This window comes from Vibrio sp. QJM3NY_26, assembly GCF_057786005.1.
In genome coordinates this window covers 996,915-1,014,836 of sequence record NZ_CM173516.1, presented here as the reverse complement: position 1 = coordinate 1,014,836, position 17,922 = coordinate 996,915, and the positions used below count along the sequence as shown (strand labels likewise).

Genomic DNA, 17,922 nt, shown 5'->3' with positions numbered 1-17,922 from the left:
TTTGTGCCAGATGTTAAAGCTCTTTTATTACAATCACTTGAAACCGTTAGCCATTCGACTAAAAACCAAATGGGTCATTGTTGTCTTGTGCTTTTATTTTGGTTTTGGTTTTGGTTTTGGTTTTCCATTTAACAAACACCTGAACGAATTAAGCTTTGAAACTCTCTTTATCCAATTGGTGTTTCTTCATTTTTCGATAAAGGGTTTTACGCGGTAAATTCAGCTTACTTGATACCTCGTTAATGTTACCTGCGCTTTCTATTAGCGCTTCCGTCAGTACATTCCTTTCGTACTGCTCCATCTGCTTTTCAAAGGCGAAATCTTCTCCGGACGCTTCACAAATTGGCGATTGAAGATCGAAGCCATCACCGACGATACCCAACACAAATCGATCAGCGACATTACGTAGTTCACGTACGTTACCCGGCCATTCATGTCGACATAGCTGCTGTATCTGCTCGGGGTAAATCGTCGATGGGCGCGTCTTATATTTGTGGCTCGCTTGAATCACAAAGTGGCGAAACAGCACCTGAATGTCTTCTTTTCGTTGGCGCAGTGCCGGAAGGTTTAAGCTTGCAATGTTCAAGCGATAAAAGAGATCGGCTCTGAATTCCCCAGACTCACTCAAGCTCACAAGATCGGCTTTACTGGCTGCGACCACGACGATGTCGACAGGTATCAACTCATTACCACCAACACGCTCAATCATTCGCTCTTGAATCACACGCAGTAGTTTTATTTGTACCGCAATCGGCATGCTCTCAATTTCATCGAGAAACAGAGTACCGCCATTGGCTTGTTCTATTTTGCCAATGCGCTTCTTGTTCGCGCTAGTAAACGAACCCGCTTCATGGCCAAACAACTCACTCTCAATAATGCTCTCTGTCATACCACCACAGTTAATCGCGACAAATGGCTTAGTCTTACGACGACTGAATTGATGCAGAGCTTGAGCTATCACCTCTTTGCCCGTTCCCGTTTCGCCGTTGATGATGGTATCAACACCGGTATGAGACAGTGCGAGCACTTGCTTGCGTATCGTATCCATCGCTTTTGATTGGCCAATAACCACCGTTTCAATCGGTAACTCAGTTTCCGCATCACCGTCTGTAGTCGCTGGGTAATTGTGCTGAGATTGTGTCAGTGCCAGTGCCAAATCGAGCTTCTCTACCAGCTCACTCGCATTCAGTGGCTTTTCTAAGAAGTCGAAAGCTCCTAGCTTCATTGCCTCTATCGCCATGGGAATATCGCCATGGCCACTCATCAACAATACAGGGACGTTAGCGGCTCTATGTTGAATTGAACTCAACAGCGTAAGCCCATCCACCTGTGGCATTCGTACATCACACAATACAACCGCCTGGCTGTTCGCTTTGAGCGATTTAAGGCCAAGGTTAGGGTTGGTAAAAGTGGTGACGCTAAACCCTTCTAGCTCCAACATTTCACTCACGGCTTCAACGACATCGATTTCATCATCGATAAGAACTATGTGTTTTTCTGCAGTCATGAGGCTATGCCTTTTGGTAGAGTGACGATAAAAGTAGTGCCTTGGTGTTCAACTGATTCCACGTGAATCGAGCCGCCAAAGTCTTTTATGATGTTGTATGCGATAGACAAACCGAGCCCAAGCCCCTTACCTGTTGTTTTGCTGGAATAAAATGGGTCAAACAAATACGGGATATCTTCTTCAGGTATGCCCAGTCCATTGTCCTTAACCAAAATCTGTATGGTGTTCGAAAACTCTTGCGTAGCAATACTAAGTTGAGGCTGCTCTTTATGCTCAATAGCATCCAGAGCATTGCTGATGAGGTTCACCAGCACTTGTTCCAAGCGTATGTTGTTGGCTCGAACCATCTGGTCGCTTTGGGGCGAATACTGAATCGATACTGAGCTCTGTCTGGTTTCAAACAGATCAATCGCATCACCAATCACCTTCTCTAGTTCCACATTATCAGTCTTGCCGTCGCTCTTACGTGAGAAGGCTTTTAAGTGACGAGTAATCGCAGCCACCTTTTCTAGCAGGACTTCGATCTTTTTAAGATTTTCTTGTGCTCTGTCTGGTCTATTTTTACCGAGCCAAAGCTGTGCACTTCGAACGTGGCTATTCACAGCCGTCAGAGGTTGATTGATTTCGTGAGTGATCCCAACACTGAGTTGCCCCAATGCAGCCAGTTTTCCGGCTTGGATCAACTCATCTTGAGTCACTCGAAGTTTAGCTTCGGCTAGGGTTCGCTCTTCCACTTCAGCTTCTAATTTTCGGTTAGTTTGCTTAACGATTTTGGCCGTGGTTTGGAATACCTTTAGGTACTTGGCCATTTGCGTCACTTCGTCTTTGCCACGAATGGACACTTCGGTATCTAAATGGCCGGTAGAAATCGCAAACATGTTGTCTTTAAGCTGTAAAAGTCTTTCCAAAATGCTCTTACGCACGTAGAACCATGAAATAGCAGCGGCAGCCAACACGCTAAATAGAGAAAGGAAAAGAGAGAGACGCTGGTTAGATTGCAAAGATTGCTGCGCCTGCTGAATCGATTGGTCAATATTGCTATTCACCTTGCTGGTGTTGCTTTCGATCTGCACGGTTAATTGGTTCAAATGCTCGCGGCTGTTTTGCAGGAAGTATTGCTCTTGATAAAGATGATCGAGCGCTTTATTTTTCATCCCATACAAGCTGCTATCACTTGAGGCAAGGTTATAAATCACCGTGAGTTGATGATCTAATTGAGGAAAATCACTTCTTAAATCACCACTGACCCAGAGCTTCCACCACTCTTCCCCTACCTGCTCTAAACGGTAACTGGTGTAATCGAGCTCATTAAAGCTTGAGTCGTTATACAGCTTCTCTACCAAGCCTAATTGGTAATAAAGCAGAGATTTCAACTGGGTATATTGGATTTGATCTTTGGCTGGGTCAGATAAACTATCGAGTGAATCACTGGCTTGTTGCAATAGAGGATAAAAGCCCTCAAGCAAGTTACGAAGTTCTTGATTGAGTTGTTCTGACTCAATCTCACTTTGATACAACAAACTCAGACTATTGTTAACTTGGGCGATAAGGTCTTTAAAATAGGCATGATAATCAGGGAACTGAACCATAACGCTATTCATCACGGAAATAGCATCTTCGATTTTTAGCATCGCCTGTTTGCGCTCTAAATTCGATTCAGCGTCACCAAGCTGAGAAGACGTTGTGATAATCACTCGCACCATATCATTAAGGCGTGCGGCATTATCTAAGGCCGGGATTTCACTCTCCTTTAGCTCAACAAGACGTTGGTTTAAATCATCGAATGTAAAGCTGGAGACAACCGAGAGGAAGATAGTGGTCATCGATAGCATGGCTAACGCAAGTACTAAGCGCAGCTCAATACCTTTCCAACCAAACCACTTACGACGTGGGATTTTGATCGAGAACGGGCGCTCAAAACTATCCTTATTTTCTACAACCTCGGAGACATGACTACTCACTCGCCCCACCTTCTTCTCATCAAATAATCAACAGGAACTGTCAATGATTCAATTAGTTAGGGTATGAGCCTTACTTAGGTTTGCATCGAATAGCTTTAGTGAAGCTATTAAATGAAGAGTAATCATTAACATTTCACATAAGATATCATAACAATTGTTTTATAAAGCTTGAGCTGTCTGTTTTGCGATAATAGAAAGTGACCGCACCGACAGAAACGTGATTACTTTATCAATACGCCCGTAAATCATACGAATAGCGCGCTCAATCAAGCAGTAAAAACCTTTGATTATTTAATAAGTTAAGGACTAGAGATCTAAAAAATCGCACAAGCTTTCACTCGTGCGATTTCATTTATGCCATGTCCATCGACTAACCCGAGGCTCAACGAACTTAGAGAATAATCATCCCATCGCGATAAGTCAGAGCAGGAGAAACGTCTTGGCCAAGTAAGACTGGGCCATCAAGGTCGACGATTTCAGATTGAACGGCGATAGGCAGAGCTGCACGCATCGCCAAAGAAGTACCAAGCATACAACCAGACATCAGAGTAAAACCGAGCCTTTGTGCTTCTTCTGCGAGAACTAATGCCTCAGTCAAGCCACCCGTTTTATCGAGCTTGATGTTGACCATTTCATACTTACCCAACAGCGATGAGAGCTGTGAAGTGGTATGACAGCTTTCATCAGCACACAGTGGGATCGGGTGCTTGATGTGTGCCAATGATGCATCATGCTGTTGTGGCAGAGGCTGTTCGATCATAGCAATATCAAATTCAGTCAGTTGGTTAAACAATTCTTCGAGATTCAACCCTGTCCACGCTTCATTGGCATCCAATACAATCGTTACACCTTCCGCAACTTCTCGAACTGCGCGAACACGCTCCACCACTTGCTCACCATCAAGTTTCACTTTCAGCAGTTTTGCGCCGTTGGCGACATAATCTCGCGCTTGGGTCGCCATCGCTTCTGGCGTACCAATTGAGACAGTCATCGCGGTGATGATTTGCGTTGGCAGCTCAAACAGGCTTTTCGGGAAGACCTGATCAGCTTGCTTAGCTTCAAGTTCCCAAAGCGCACAATCGACCGCATTTCGCGCTGCCCCTCCAGTCAATAAAGACTGAAGATGATCTCTTAGCTCTGCGGGATCGGTAATGCCTCGCTCAAACATCGCTTCAAGCGCACTAGACGCTTGTTGAATTTGCGCTAACACAGACTCCGACGACTCACCATATCTTGGGTAGGGGGTACATTCCCCTTGAGCTTGTTTGCCGTCGTGTTCGATGTGAACACGAACAACATGACACTCAGTTCGGCTGCCGCGAGAGATGCGAAACGGCGTTTGCATCGCGATAGTAATGGGTTCTGCTGTAATCTTCATAATTTCACTCGGTTGATGTTCGCTTTAACAAATGGAAACGTAGAAATGATGAAGTCGCTAAAGTGAATGTCGCAAATGATTCGTAATGTGTTGTACACCAAAACGCACAGGGTCCGTCACGGGTACTTGATATAGTGTGGTCCATTCTTGGCACAATGTCGCAGCATCTTCAACGCTAATCGACGAGGTGTTCAAACAGATACCAAATAGTTTCGCATCTGGGTTAGTCAATCGCGCCGCTTGCAAGTTAGCTTCAATCGTCTGTTCAATACTTGGTAGTTGCGCGTGTGGCAGATTGCGAATATGTGGCCTTCCAACTTCATGGCACAATACCAAGGCATCGGCTTGCGCGCCATGTAAAAGCCCCAAACTTACACCAGCAAAAGACGGATTGAACAATGAACCTTGCCCTTCAATGATGTCCCAATCATGGTCGGTAAATTCTGGGCTAATCGCTTCAACCGCGCCGGAAATAAAATCCGCAACCACAGCATCAATCGAAATTCCGCTGCCTTCAATCAAAATACCGGTCTGCTCTGTCGCTTTAAACTGAGCAGATGTTCCCGCTTGTTTAAGCGATTTTTCAATCGCTAATGCCGAGAACATTTTGCCTACTGAGCAATCTGTTCCGACAGTAAGCAGGCGCTTGCCCTGACGAGGCTTACCGTTACCAACCTTTAGAGAACCATCAAAATGGCGTATATCATGAAGCTTAGTCAATCCTTGTTGCTGCATGTCAGCAAGCGGTGAAAATTCACTCAGTCGTTGGTGCATGCCAGATGCAATCTCATATCCCATTTCTGCTGCTGCCATAATGGTTGACTGCCAAGAATCAGGGATAACGCCCCCCGGATTTGCGGTGCCAATCACTAGCGTTTTCGCCCCCTGCGCTTGAGCAGCTTGCAAGGTCATGTCCGTTAACCCCAGTGAAACGGTATCGTCAGTTAAACGCAGTTGGCCTAGACAGATTTCTGGTCGCCATTGGTGAATACCGCGAGCTGTCTTTGCGGCAAGTGGATCTGTAACATCCCCAAGAAAAAGAAGGTAAGGTTGAGCGATAGACATGAGCATTCCTAATTAATAAATCCTTGTATGGATTTACTTTAATTAAGAATTTGAAGGCTGCCGAATACCTATTTATGGCGAGCCTATAACCTTAAGTTATAGGGTGAGTATGGCTCTTCAATGAAGCGATAAATTGCTTAACGGAAATCGACTGAGGGGTGTGCTCTGCGCAAAGCATCGAGACCGAGAATTGGATATCTGGTTGAAGTGGCAACACACAAACCGCATCGTCATTTTGGTACTGCTCTGCCGTCCACGGGTCAACGATCGCAAACCCAGCTTGGTGCTTCACCAGTTCCGCCGCCGCGCTATATTCACGTACCGATATCGGATGGTGATAATGCTCATCGCGTGCAATAAGGCTTTGATGTAACAGGAGGCCTAATGGATCGCGGCCATCAAGCCCGATGATTGGCAGCGGAAAATTGATAAGATCATTTAGCGTTAATTCTGCCGGTAACTGCTCAACCGTATTGGATGGAACCAAAACCTTGAGTGATTCGGTTAATAGCGTTTCACTTAATATGGCAGGCGGTGCTTCATCGCCGAACGCGATAGCAATATCAAGCTCATGCTTTAATAGCCCAGCACACAGTTCGTCACGGTTGGCTGTCAGTAATTCAAAAGAGAGTTCTTGCTCGCGAGACATTTGGGCGATCACTGGCGTCAGCAATTTAGTCGCCAGAATCGGTGGCGCACCAATGCGTAAATGCTGGTGTCCTTGTTTTACTTTATTGGTCAAAGCGCGAAATTGACCCAGTTGCTGGTATACCCTCTCCGCTTCTGGCAGCAAGGTTTTCGCTTCAACCGTTGGTACTAAGCGTCCTTTAACTCGTTCGAATAAACCAAACTCGAGTTGTTGCTCAGTGTGCGCCAGAATACGAGTCACATTAGGTTGTGACACATGCAGATTACGTGCAGCTCCAGATACGGTGCCGGTTTGCATGATGGCGTAAAAGACTTCCAACTGTCTTAGGTTCACATTGATGTCCCTTATTGTTCACGAAACCAGTTAAGGCTTAGCTTTCTGATATTGGCTAAGCTGCTTATCTGTATATCTGTTTAACTCGCTGCCTATTTATCTATTTATTTGCGTGAGTCTATTTTAGTAGCTCAGCTACCGTAGGTTGAAGAACCTCAGTCCAAGCTTGGTAAGCCTTCGCATTCAAATGCAAATCATCACATGAGTACTCATTCGACAAAAGCTGATTAGGTGACAATACAGAATTCACATCTAAGAACGCAATACCTTGCTGGAAACAGTACTCGCTTAACTTGCTATTGAGCAATTCAACCGACGGATTCAAACCTTGCAGTTTAGAGCCAACATAAAGCGTTGATTGCACCAAGATTCGAATATCGTTTTCTTGCCACACCTTAAGCATATCAATGTAGTTCTGGTAGATATGCTCGACATCATAACCCTGAGCTAAATCGTTTATCCCTGCCATAAAACACAACAACTTTGGCTTCACATTCAACGTGGTATCAATACGGCGCAACATACCGGTTGTGGTATCGCCTGCTAGGCCACGATTGACCATTGAGACATCGCGGAAAATATCTGCCCATGGAGCCCACTCGGTGATCGAATCACCAAACATCACTAAGTCTGCATTCGGAGAGAAATGGCGATGATTGTCTGATGTCATGATGTAACGGCTCATGCTGTGGCCTCGTTGCTGAATCTCAGACTGAAGAGCGACCGCTTTGAGGATCTCGCTATCCGGCGTAGTGCTATCAAATTGAGCCAACAACCCTTCAATGTGAGGCTTAAAAGGGCTAAGACGAGTACTCAGTTGATGGTGTTCTTTAAGGGAAGATAGCTTTTCTAGTAATGCATACAAAGAGCGGTTTTGACCAACTTCTTGGAATAACTGATACAGATCGAGGACAGGATTTTGTTGTAGCGCGGCAAGTAATTGCTTGTCTTCCATAGTGTTATCTAACCCTTCAATTATCTAGTGATGAACCAAAGATAATATCCGATTGCTTACGGGATAGATAACACTAGAAGCAGAGAGTTACTTAATCTGAACAAAACACATACATACTGAATAAAATTTATGGCCGTACAAATCTCAACTGGGACTCAAAAACCAGCACTTCATCATAATATGCATAAGAAGTTAGCTACATATTGTGACCCCAGTCTCTCAGCCTACCGTCTACTCCTATTGCCACTATTTAACGGAGGATTTATAGAATATCAGGATGGTGAATAATAAGTTAAATCATAATAATAAGGACCTTAACGTGAAACTTTCTCTATCCAATACCGCGTTGGCCGTTACCGCCATCCTACTTGCAGGTTGCCAATCTGCACCTGAATCAGTTCAAGAACCAACGACATACCAATGCCAAACGAATACGAATGCCGACGTGAATGACTTGAGGATCTATCAAGTGATGGTCGAAAGCTTTGTCAGTGGCGATGACTCAATTGGTCATGGGACAGGCTACGGAACCAGTCACCATAACGGAGATATCCAAGGTATTATCGACTCACTTGATTACATTGAATCTCTTGGCATGAACGGGATTTGGCTAACCCCAATCTTTAATTCAGAGCCTATCGAAAACCAAGACCATTGGGCTGATAGATTGGATGCAACCGGTTATTTTGCCACTGATTATTTCAATATCGACCCTAGATTCGGAACGATGGAAGAAGCTAAAACCTTAGTTGAAGAAGCGCATGCTCGAGGGCTTTATGTCTTCTTTGATGGCGTATTTGGCCACCACAAAAAAAACGTAGTGCCGTCACCTACAGGTAAGGTGCCCCAAGGAGAAGATAATCCAGTCTCATACCCTGAGAGCCTAGCCTTCTATCAAGAAGTTGCCGAGTATTGGATCAAAGAACTCAAAATCGATGGTTGGCGCTTAGATCAGGCTTATCAAGTGCCAAAAGAAGCTTGGAGTCAAATCAGAGAGACGGTAGACACTGCTTCTTCTCAAGTCGAATACGTAAACAGCGAAGGTAAAACCGTGAACCCTCTGGGTTATATAGTCGCGGAAATTTGGGCCGGTGAGAACCGTATTATAGAAACAGGTTACGGTTCAAATGAAGCACCGGCCTTATGTTCTGCGTTTGATTTCCCGATGCGCTACCGCCTAACAGAAACCTTTGCCGTAAACGAAGCAGGCGTGGGGAACAAAGGTGGAGAATGGCTTGCAGAAGGCATGTCTTTACATTCGTTATACCCAGACCACGCAAAGCCCAACTTGATGATTGGTAACCATGACCTTGTTCGCTTTGGTGACTTATTACAGCGCGGTGATATCGCTTCTCCACAAGACAAAGAGTATTGGCAGCGTTATAAAGCGGCATTTTCATTCCAAGCAGCTTATACAGGCCCAATAACCACCTACTATGGGGACGAAATTGGCGATCAACTAGAAGGTTTTTCAGATAAAGTTTGGACTGATGACTGTGCCATTAATGGCTTGTGCGATGACCATGTAGCACGTACTAGCGGTAAAGTAGAAGGTGTCACAACTCAACTCAATACCAACGAAAAAGACTTAAAGCAGTACGTTACAAACTTAATGAAATTAAGGGAAACGCACCCCGCTCTATCACAGGGTAAACGTACAAACCTAATCGCCAACGATATCGCATATGTCGATCACAAAGCCTATGAAGGCGATGCAGTTATCTACGCAGTGAACGTTACCAACAAAGAGCAGACCATAAAACTAACCAAAGAAAAAGCAGGCTCCAAAGCTGATCTGACGGATATTGAATCTGAGCAATCTATATCAGCAATTGATGGTCATTACTCTATAGTTCTAAACCCTTTTGAAGCTCGTTTCTTGTCGATAACACAACCAAATAAAAAAGGCCCTATAGCGGCCATAATGGCGACAGGGAATGAAGTTGGACAAGGTTTCATGGCTAAATGTAATAATCCAACGATTAACGCTGAAGGGCCAATTTCAAGCCCACTTTATGTGGTTGGCAACTTTACTGATTCAGGTTGGAAACACGTAGCTAAACGAGAGTTTGCGTATAAAGGTGGAAACACTTACCAAGTCGTTACCACTGAAAAGCCTGGTAGCTATCGCATGCAATACGCGTCTAAAGCTTGGTCACCACAATTTACAGCGGATGGGCTCAACCTAAAACTGGGACAACTAAACTCATTAACTAAAGGTGGTTACGGGCAAGATACTGCTATTACCATCCGTAATCCAGGGCAGTATGTATGGAGCTTACAGTTCGATGAGACGGGACAACCATTAAAAATTATGGCTTCCAAATGTGCTGAATAGCCAAACCTAAGACCTAAGATCCAAGTTCAACCAAGTAAAAACCCCTTATTCCTACGAATAAGGGGTTTTCTTTAATCGGCATTGGATATTAAGAGAGCACATACGATTAGAACGATATCTAGCCCTGCTTCACTTGCAAGTGATTGCGATTATCACGGCTCTTTTTAATAAGCTCGTTGCTCTCGTCCATTTCATCCGATTTAGCAAGGCGATCATAAAGTAGCACGTTGACCGTCGCAGCTAGATTCATACAGCCTACCGTTGGCACATACACAACGTGATCAGCTCTATCCGCAACATCTTGAGAAATTGAGCCATCTTCAGGGCCAAAGATATAGATAGCGTTTTCAGGGTGTTTAAAACGAGGCAGTGGTGTCGCACCTTCTGCTAGTTCTACACACACAATCTGAGTTTCCGCGTCAAGATTATCTAAAAATGACTCAGCGGCAGTAAGCGGGATCGTGCGCGCTGCGCTCTTCGTATCAGTGTGGAATTTAGCGGCTTTTTCGTAGCGTTGCCCTGTGTATTTAACTTCGTCGACTTGGTAACAACCAGCCGCACGCATAACAGCGCCAACATTCGTCGGGCTCTTTGGGTTAGTTAAACCAATAATCACATGGCTTTTGTTCATGAATATATCTCACTTAACGAATAAACATAGCAAGGTGCTACAAAGGGCCGCATTCTACCAAAGCAGCGTCGAATTCTAAAGCATGGATACAAACTCGCTTTTTCGCTCTTAAGCCTCTAATTGCAAGGCTTCTCACTTGAAAAACTTAACCATCATCATATTTATCAAACAAAAACACTCTAGAGTAACAATTAGACAACAAGCCCATTTACATTTTGAAACCACATTAATAATGTGTTGAAAATTGCATGAGAAAATCACACAGGAAGCGTGACATGACCCTAACCATCAAAAACCGCCTTTATATTCTCTCTTTCATTCCTTTGCTACTAATGGCAATTGGCATGATGAGCGTGACGTATATGAAGAGCACCGAGCTAACCGCACAGCAAGTAGAATCGACGCGTAGCAATATGATGGCGATGAAAGAAAAGGAACTCAAAGCGTACCTGCAAATGGCCTACTCTTCGATCAGCCCATTTTTAGATAAAGGGGCAACGCTAGAAGAGGCTTTACCAACATTGAGAACCCTAGAATATGGCGAATCAGGCTATATTTTTGGCTATGACTCTAAAGGTGTCCGAGTTGTGGTTGGGCAAAGTAACGATGGTATTGGTAAAAACTACTATGACCTTCAAGACAAACAAGGTAATTACCTAATCCGAGACCTGATCAAGAACTCAAAATTGGGTGAATTTACGACTTACTATTTCCCGAAACCGGGCCAATCTGTCGCTTTACCAAAACTCAGCTACTCAGTATTTGTTCCGCAATGGGACTTAATGCTTGGTACTGGCTTCTACACCGATGACATCGACGCTGTTATTGCCGAGATGAAAGAGAGTTCAAATGTCGCGCTACAAAGTTCCCTGACTGCTATCGCGATTTTCTGCGGATTGATTGCCCTAGTGGTAGCCGTTTTCGCCGTCGCAGTGAACCGCACCATCATGCAACCTCTTGAGCAGTTCGACCGATCAATTAGTGCCTTTGCAAGTGGCGAGGCCGATTTAACCGCTCGAATGGAAAAATTCAAAGCCCCTGAGTTCACTAAGCTCAGCGAGAACTTCAACGCCTTCGTTGCTAGCCTACAAACCATCATCCGCAGCGTGAGTGATGTTGGCCAGCAAGTTGTCGCTGAAACCAGCAGTATGTCTTCTCGCGCCGCTCAGGTTGATGAAATTGCCACTGGTCAGCGTGAAGAGACTGAACAAGTTGCAACAGCAATGACCGAAATGACAACAACAGCACAAGAGATCTCCAGTAACGCAAGTCAGGCGGCTGACTCAGCGAAGCTTGCAGAGGGTAATGCCAAAGAAGCTCAACAAATAGTGAACGCTGCTGCCAACTCTGTTGCTGGTCTTGCTAGCGAAGTGTCCGAAGCCAACACAGTGGTATCTAGATTAGAGGGTGATGTACAAAACATTTCGTCGTCACTGACGGTCATTCAAGATATTGCCGAACAAACAAACTTATTAGCACTGAATGCAGCAATTGAAGCCGCTCGTGCAGGTGAGCAAGGGCGAGGATTTGCAGTGGTTGCGGACGAGGTTCGTAAACTGGCAAGCCGAACTCAAGAAAGCACTGGCGACATCCATAAAATGATTCAGCAGCTAAAAGCCGCCTCAGATGCTGCCGTAAAAGCAATGGATTCGAGCCAAAATAAAAGTGCTCAAACGGTGGAAGAAGCGAATGCCGCAGCTGCAGCACTGGCGAAAATCCAAGAGTCGATTGATACGATCATGGACATGAACTCATTGATTGCTACCGCGACAGAGCAGCAAAACATTGTTGGCCAAGAGATATCTCAACGCATTGTGGTGATTTCCGATCAAAGCTCACAATCAGCATCATTAGCGAATCAAAACCGTGCGGGGAGCCAGAACCTCAACAGCCGCGCAAATGAGCTGTACCACTTGGTTGATCGCTTCACGGTTTAACGTTTAACGTTTAACAAGTAAAGCTATAGAGCATTAATAGAAAGGTGCCTCAGAATTTCTATTCTGAAGCACCTTTTTATCTGAAGTGATTTGGTAAAATAGAACTAGTCCAATTGCTCAGACAGGAAGTCCACCAGCAAGCGAACCTTTGAAGACAGGTTACGGTTCTGCGGATAAAGCGCCCAGATCCCTTCTTTATCGTCTCGGTAATCGGATAGCACCTCAACCAACTCTCCCGACTCTAGATCTTCACTCACGTAATATTCTGGCAGTTGAACCAAGCCAATGCTCTGTTTAGCGGCGTCCAATAAGGCTAAGCCACTGTTACACCTAATTCGTCCATTAACACGAACCGAACGCGGACGACCATTTTCCTTGAAGCGCCAATGCTCAAAACCACCCACTAAGCATTGGTGATGACTCAATTCAGAGAGCGTATGCGGCTCACCATAGCGTTCAATGTATTCAGGGCTTGCACATACATAAAGCTGTCGCTGCGATAACTTCTTTGCGACCAAGCTTGAATCTTCTAAGCGGCCAAGGCGAATCGCCACATCAACACCAGAATCGATGAGATCGAGCTTTTGATTGGTCAGCATCAGCTCAAGTTCTACTTGTGGGTGAAGCTTTAAAAATTGATGAAGTATTGGAGCGAGTTGGCGCTCACCATAGGTCACAGGCGCAGTGACTTTCAGTAAGCCTTTTGGCGTGGATTGCATCTGCGTGACCGCAAGCTCAGCAATTTCTAAGCCTTCAACCAGCAACTTACACTGCTGATAATAGAGTTGCCCAGCCTCTGTAAGAGAAACCTTACGCGTCGTTCGATTGAGCAGTTTCACCGCGAGTCGTTCTTCGAGATTTGCTACTCTACGACTGATTTGAGCCACCGACGTAGCGAGCTTCTGCGCCGCACCGGTAAAGCTTTCACGCTCTGCCACTGCAACAAACTCACTTACCCCTTCCCAATTGGCCATGTTTTTACCTTATGCTGAACGATGGTTACCCAGACAGTGTATTGAAGATAGATATCAGTGTCACCTTGCTTGATATGCGCTGTTCATAAATGGTCTTCATCTACAATCGTTCAAAATCAATACAACCAACACCTGACATTTCTCCATATTCCTTACTTAATACTAACAAAATCGGCTTTTATCCTGACACTCATCTTACCACTTCATTGGTATGTTGGTTCTGTACCGGAACACAGGTATTCCAACAAAGTAAGGTAATCCTATGAAAAAATTAATCATACTTGCATCAACTCTTGTTCTCAGCACCACAGCGTTTGCAGCAACTAAAACAACGATTCAAGAAACAACGCTAAAGTCTGATACATTTGTTACTGAAGCGGAAGCATACGATGCAGGCACGAACCTTATGGATGAGTTAGGCACAAAAACTTCTTTTGAGCTTTCAAGAGAACTGCCACAGTTCCAACAAACAACAAAGTACGATTCGTTCAAGATTGATGACGCGAATATGGAAGTGAAGAAAATCACGAATATGAACGGCGACATTCATTACCAAGCGAACGTAAAAGTTGACTACCGTTACACATACAAAGACGGTCGTAGCAGCTAACACCGAATGATTGATTAGGTCTAAAAACTGATCACCTAGTCAAAAAAAGCCCGCACTCATAGAATGCGGGCTTTTTTGTCGTTCAGCTATGATCAATGGGAGCCAGAGCGAGCAACCATTATCAGATCATGCTTATCTGCTTATCTGCTTATTTTTGAAGATTAAACCTCAAACTGAGATACAAGGCTATCAAGCGCTTCACACTGTTCGGCCAATGCCATGCAAGCATTCTCAGCGCTGCTCGCCATTTCAACCATTTGCATAGTGCTTTCTGCGATGCGTTGAACATTCTTGTTCACTTCTTCAGACACTTGAGACTGCTGAGAAGCTGCGGTTGCGATTTGTGTGTTCATGTCATTCATCTTGCCGATTGAGTTACGAATCTCACTCAGTGAAGACGCCGCAGTTCCTGCCTGAACAATGGTTTTCTCGCCACTCACTTTGCTTTCGGTCATCACGCCAACCGCGTGTTTAGCACCCACTTCTAAGCGTTCAATCATTGATTGGATTTCGCCAGTGCTGTCTTGAGTTTTACTCGCCAGCGCTCTTACTTCATCTGCGACTACGGCAAAACCACGGCCTTGCTCACCGGCACGAGCTGCTTCAATCGCCGCATTTAATGCAAGCAGGTTGGTTTGCTCTGCAATGCCTTTGATCACGCCAAGAATTGAAGCTATGTTCTTCACATCGGTATCCAGCTCTTGAACCACGCCACCCGCGTTCTCGATATCTTGCGCAAGGCGTTCAATAGAAGTCACGGTTAAACCCAACGTCGTATCTGCCGATTCCACTTCATGATTGGCAACGTTACTTGCAGTTGCGGCATCCAGTGCATTACCACTGACCACTTCGCTAGTTGCTTGCATTTCATGAACCGCTGCCGCGACGACTTCACTTTCTCTCTGTTGGTTCGATGAAAATTCAGCAACACTTTGCGTGAGCGATTTGATGTTTTCCATCTCGCCACGTACTGCGTTCGATGTGAGAATAACTTGTTCCACGGTTACATGGATCTTGCCAACAAACTGGTTAAATGCCGAGCTTAAGCGAGCAATTTCGTCGTTGCCTTCAACCTTCATGCGTTGAGACAAGTTACCGTCGCCCGATGCGATCTCATTCATCGCTTTCTCTACGTTCTGGATTGGTTGGACGATAAAACGGTTAGATAACCACATCGCAAAAAGCGCAGCGAAAACAGCGACCGCCATACCCACTTCAATGATCAACTTACTTGATTCGATAGAGTCAGCAGCTTGCTGGCGAAGCTCTCTCTGCTTCTGTTCAATCAGGGTTCTGATATCACGAAGCTGAACACGAATGATTGCAAACTCAGCGTCTAATGCTGGTGAGTAATTGATGTTGTATTGGTATGCGTTGGCAGGATCTGCAAACATTGGCTCATGCAGCGCCACCCACTTGCTCATCGCGTTCACAAGCTTTGACAACTCACCGCGAGAAGAAGGATCCAGCACACCCGCTGTATATAAAGTTTCCACACTTTCAAAACGAGGAACCGCTTTGTAAGCGTTGTCTTTAAATTCAAATTTTTGGTACTCAATCGCCGCTTGGTCTTTCGCGAGTAGCAGACCTTGAGCAGAAGCAATAACTTGGTAAATGTCACGATAACCATCTTCCAAATTGTCTAGCACGGGCTGAACCACATTATTCAACTCATAGTTGATCGCAGCCTGAGCATTAGATCTAATGACATTAAGCACAGTAACAGTCGAGAAAACAATCACGATCACCATTAGTGGAATCGCAATTTTACTCTTAATAGATAGGTTGTTGATACTCATAAGGGGGTTAATAACCACACAGTAAATAGGGACGCGCGCATAATATACAGTATCAATATAAAAGCTAGCTAAAAGTTTGTGAACCTAGTCGCATAGCAAACGTTACCCTTGAGTTAACTGTCGAATACTTAACCAAACGTCAACTTTAAAAAGATCTGAAGAAAGCAAATATCGCACTTATTTACCCTAGACATGCTCAAACACTGGAGAAGTATTGGAAATAGCACCATAATGTACGGCTCAAAAGTAAATAGGTATGAACATGAAAATTTGTGGTGTTGAAATCAAAGGCAACGATGCAGTCATCTGTCTTCTTTCTCTGTCAGATGGTGTATTTAATATCCCTGATTGCCGAGTTTCTAAGGTTGCGATTAGCGACGCAAACGACACGCAGAATATGAAAGACTTTCAATTCTCTTTTGCAAAGTTGATGGAAGATTACCAAGTAGACAAAGTTGTGATTCGTCAACGCCAAACAAAAGGCAAATTTGCTGGCGGTGGCTTTGGCTTCAAACTAGAAGCAGCAATTCAACTGATCGACGGCCTAGACGTAACCGTTGTGTCACCTGCTGACATCAAGGAGAGCCTTAAGCGCAACCCTCTTATGATGAAGTTCAAAGAAACTGGCCTTAAGCAATACCAAGAAGCACCGTTTACAACGGCTTACGCTTGTTTAATGCAGCGCTAATCAATAGTCGCTAGCCAATATTTGATACAGAAAGAGCCTGAATATTCAGGCTCTTTTTTGTTTCTATCACTCGGCTTTAAACCCAGTTAGTTTTGATGAAATACGCTTACCGCTCTAACGCTGTTCGCCTGCGAGCCTTGATCCATTCTGGCTTCTTCACCACCAGATAAACAGCAGCCGCAGACAAAGCGAAGCCCGTCGCACCGTAGATATCGAACGACTCACCAAAGATAAGCCACGCTTGAATAGCTGTCGTCGGTGGAACCAAGTAAAACACAGATGCCACACTTGAAGATGCTCCATGCTCTACCATGTAAAGCAGCAAAAGGATGGCCACACAAGACAGAACAACCACCAGCCAGGTTAGAGTCAACGTGAATTCTACAGTCCAGTTCACTTGCATAGTTTCGTAACGCATCGCGAAAGGTAAAAACAACGAAGCTGCAGCCAAGTATTGCACCATCGCGCCACCGACCATATCCGTCCCTTTGCAGAAACGCTTTTGGTACAGAGTACCGACCGTGATACCCACCAGCGAAACCAAACACAACAGCGTCGCCATGCCCTTTTGATCATCTGATTGCCATTCAATATTTCCCATCAACACTAGGCTAATGCCCGCAAAGCCGAGGGCTAAACCCAGCCATTGTGCGAAGTTAAACCGCTGTGAAGTACAGCTAATCATAATCAAGGCAGTCAAAATCGGTTGTAAGCCAACAAGTAGAGAACTCAACCCTGCAGGCATACCCATATCAATCGCCAGATAAGTGCCACCAAGGTAGAAACCATGAATCAAGATGCCGACAACACAAGCATGGAAGAATGCGCGACCACGAGGGATACGACGCTTAAGGATTGCAATCAAAACCAAGAACAGCGCTACGTTGGCCACCATCCTCAGTGAGAGTAATGTTGCGGGTTCCGCGTATTCCACACCAAGACGTGCGCCGACAAAACCTGACGACCACAATATTACAAACACGAACGGAATCATTTTAATCAGCATTACAAACCTCTGGTCAACTCTTCATCAATGCTGTTACCTTAGTTGGGTACAGATAACTAATAAAGATACAGATATAACACTTTAAATGGTT

At 44.8% G+C, this 17,922-nt stretch carries 14 protein-coding genes; 4 read left to right on the top strand and 10 right to left on the bottom strand.

Features of this window, described 5'->3' with window-relative positions:
• Positions 1 to 148: 148 nt before the first annotated feature.
• The 6 genes from AC3CH4_RS19810 to AC3CH4_RS19785 form a co-directional block, all read right to left on the bottom strand.
• Positions 149 to 1,507, bottom strand: coding sequence for a sigma-54-dependent transcriptional regulator (locus tag AC3CH4_RS19810; RefSeq protein ID WP_488543657.1), 1,359 nt, complete (start codon positions 1,505 to 1,507; stop codon positions 149 to 151).
• On the bottom strand, positions 1,504 to 3,477 hold the full coding sequence (locus AC3CH4_RS19805; RefSeq protein WP_488543656.1) for an ATP-binding protein: 1,974 nt from the start codon (positions 3,475 to 3,477) through the stop codon (positions 1,504 to 1,506). The genes AC3CH4_RS19810 and AC3CH4_RS19805 overlap by 4 nt, the downstream gene beginning before the upstream one ends.
• Positions 3,478 to 3,859: 382 nt before the next feature.
• Positions 3,860 to 4,846 (bottom strand): N-acetyl-D-Glu racemase DgcA, encoded by a 987-nt coding sequence (gene dgcA / locus AC3CH4_RS19800; RefSeq protein WP_428784039.1) that lies wholly within the window; start codon positions 4,844 to 4,846, stop codon positions 3,860 to 3,862.
• Positions 4,847 to 4,903: 57 nt separating this feature from the next.
• Positions 4,904 to 5,911, bottom strand: coding sequence for an N-acetyltransferase DgcN (gene dgcN, locus AC3CH4_RS19795; protein WP_488543655.1), 1,008 nt, complete (start codon positions 5,909 to 5,911; stop codon positions 4,904 to 4,906).
• Positions 5,912 to 6,002: 91 nt separating this feature from the next.
• Complete coding sequence (locus AC3CH4_RS19790) at positions 6,003 to 6,893, bottom strand: LysR family transcriptional regulator (RefSeq protein WP_488543654.1); 891 nt, start codon at positions 6,891 to 6,893, stop codon at positions 6,003 to 6,005.
• Positions 6,894 to 7,011: 118 nt separating this feature from the next.
• Positions 7,012 to 7,848 (bottom strand): SGNH/GDSL hydrolase family protein, encoded by an 837-nt coding sequence (locus AC3CH4_RS19785; protein WP_488543653.1) that lies wholly within the window; start codon positions 7,846 to 7,848, stop codon positions 7,012 to 7,014.
• A gap of 277 nt (positions 7,849 to 8,125) precedes the next feature.
• On the opposite strand from AC3CH4_RS19785, the gene AC3CH4_RS19780 reads away from it, so the two are divergent.
• Positions 8,126 to 10,186, top strand: a complete 2,061-nt coding sequence (locus AC3CH4_RS19780; RefSeq protein ID WP_488543652.1) for an alpha-amylase family glycosyl hydrolase — start codon at positions 8,126 to 8,128, stop codon at positions 10,184 to 10,186.
• Between the two features lie 118 nt (positions 10,187 to 10,304).
• Here the strand turns inward: AC3CH4_RS19780 and AC3CH4_RS19775 are convergent, their stop codons facing one another.
• Entirely contained in the window at positions 10,305 to 10,817 is a 513-nt protein-coding gene (locus AC3CH4_RS19775) for an RNA methyltransferase (protein ID WP_004732974.1), read from the bottom strand.
• Between the two features lie 275 nt (positions 10,818 to 11,092).
• On the opposite strand from AC3CH4_RS19775, the gene AC3CH4_RS19770 reads away from it, so the two are divergent.
• The gene (locus tag AC3CH4_RS19770; protein ID WP_065206308.1) at positions 11,093 to 12,754 is read left to right on the top strand and encodes a methyl-accepting chemotaxis protein; all 1,662 of its coding nucleotides are present in this window, start codon (positions 11,093 to 11,095) and stop codon (positions 12,752 to 12,754) included.
• Positions 12,755 to 12,858: 104 nt separating this feature from the next.
• On the opposite strand, the gene AC3CH4_RS19765 is transcribed toward AC3CH4_RS19770, so the two are convergent.
• A complete protein-coding gene (locus tag AC3CH4_RS19765; protein WP_017088293.1) occupies positions 12,859 to 13,728 on the bottom strand; it encodes a LysR family transcriptional regulator in 870 nt (289 codons plus the stop codon).
• A gap of 262 nt (positions 13,729 to 13,990) precedes the next feature.
• On the opposite strand from AC3CH4_RS19765, the gene AC3CH4_RS19760 reads away from it, so the two are divergent.
• Entirely contained in the window at positions 13,991 to 14,338 is a 348-nt protein-coding gene (locus tag AC3CH4_RS19760; RefSeq protein WP_114635660.1) for a DUF3316 domain-containing protein, read from the top strand.
• A 161-nt stretch (positions 14,339 to 14,499) separates the two neighbouring features.
• Here AC3CH4_RS19760 and AC3CH4_RS19755 read toward each other — a convergent pair whose 3' ends face one another.
• Entirely contained in the window at positions 14,500 to 16,137 is a 1,638-nt protein-coding gene (locus AC3CH4_RS19755; protein WP_114635661.1) for a methyl-accepting chemotaxis protein, read from the bottom strand.
• A gap of 262 nt (positions 16,138 to 16,399) precedes the next feature.
• Between AC3CH4_RS19755 and AC3CH4_RS19750 the strand changes: the two genes are divergently transcribed.
• Positions 16,400 to 16,825 (top strand): DUF3010 family protein, encoded by a 426-nt coding sequence (locus AC3CH4_RS19750; RefSeq protein WP_010432976.1) that lies wholly within the window; start codon positions 16,400 to 16,402, stop codon positions 16,823 to 16,825.
• A 106-nt stretch (positions 16,826 to 16,931) separates the two neighbouring features.
• Here AC3CH4_RS19750 and AC3CH4_RS19745 read toward each other — a convergent pair whose 3' ends face one another.
• The gene (locus AC3CH4_RS19745) at positions 16,932 to 17,831 is read right to left on the bottom strand and encodes a DMT family transporter (protein ID WP_171330237.1); all 900 of its coding nucleotides are present in this window, start codon (positions 17,829 to 17,831) and stop codon (positions 16,932 to 16,934) included.
• Positions 17,832 to 17,922 lie beyond the last annotated feature (91 nt).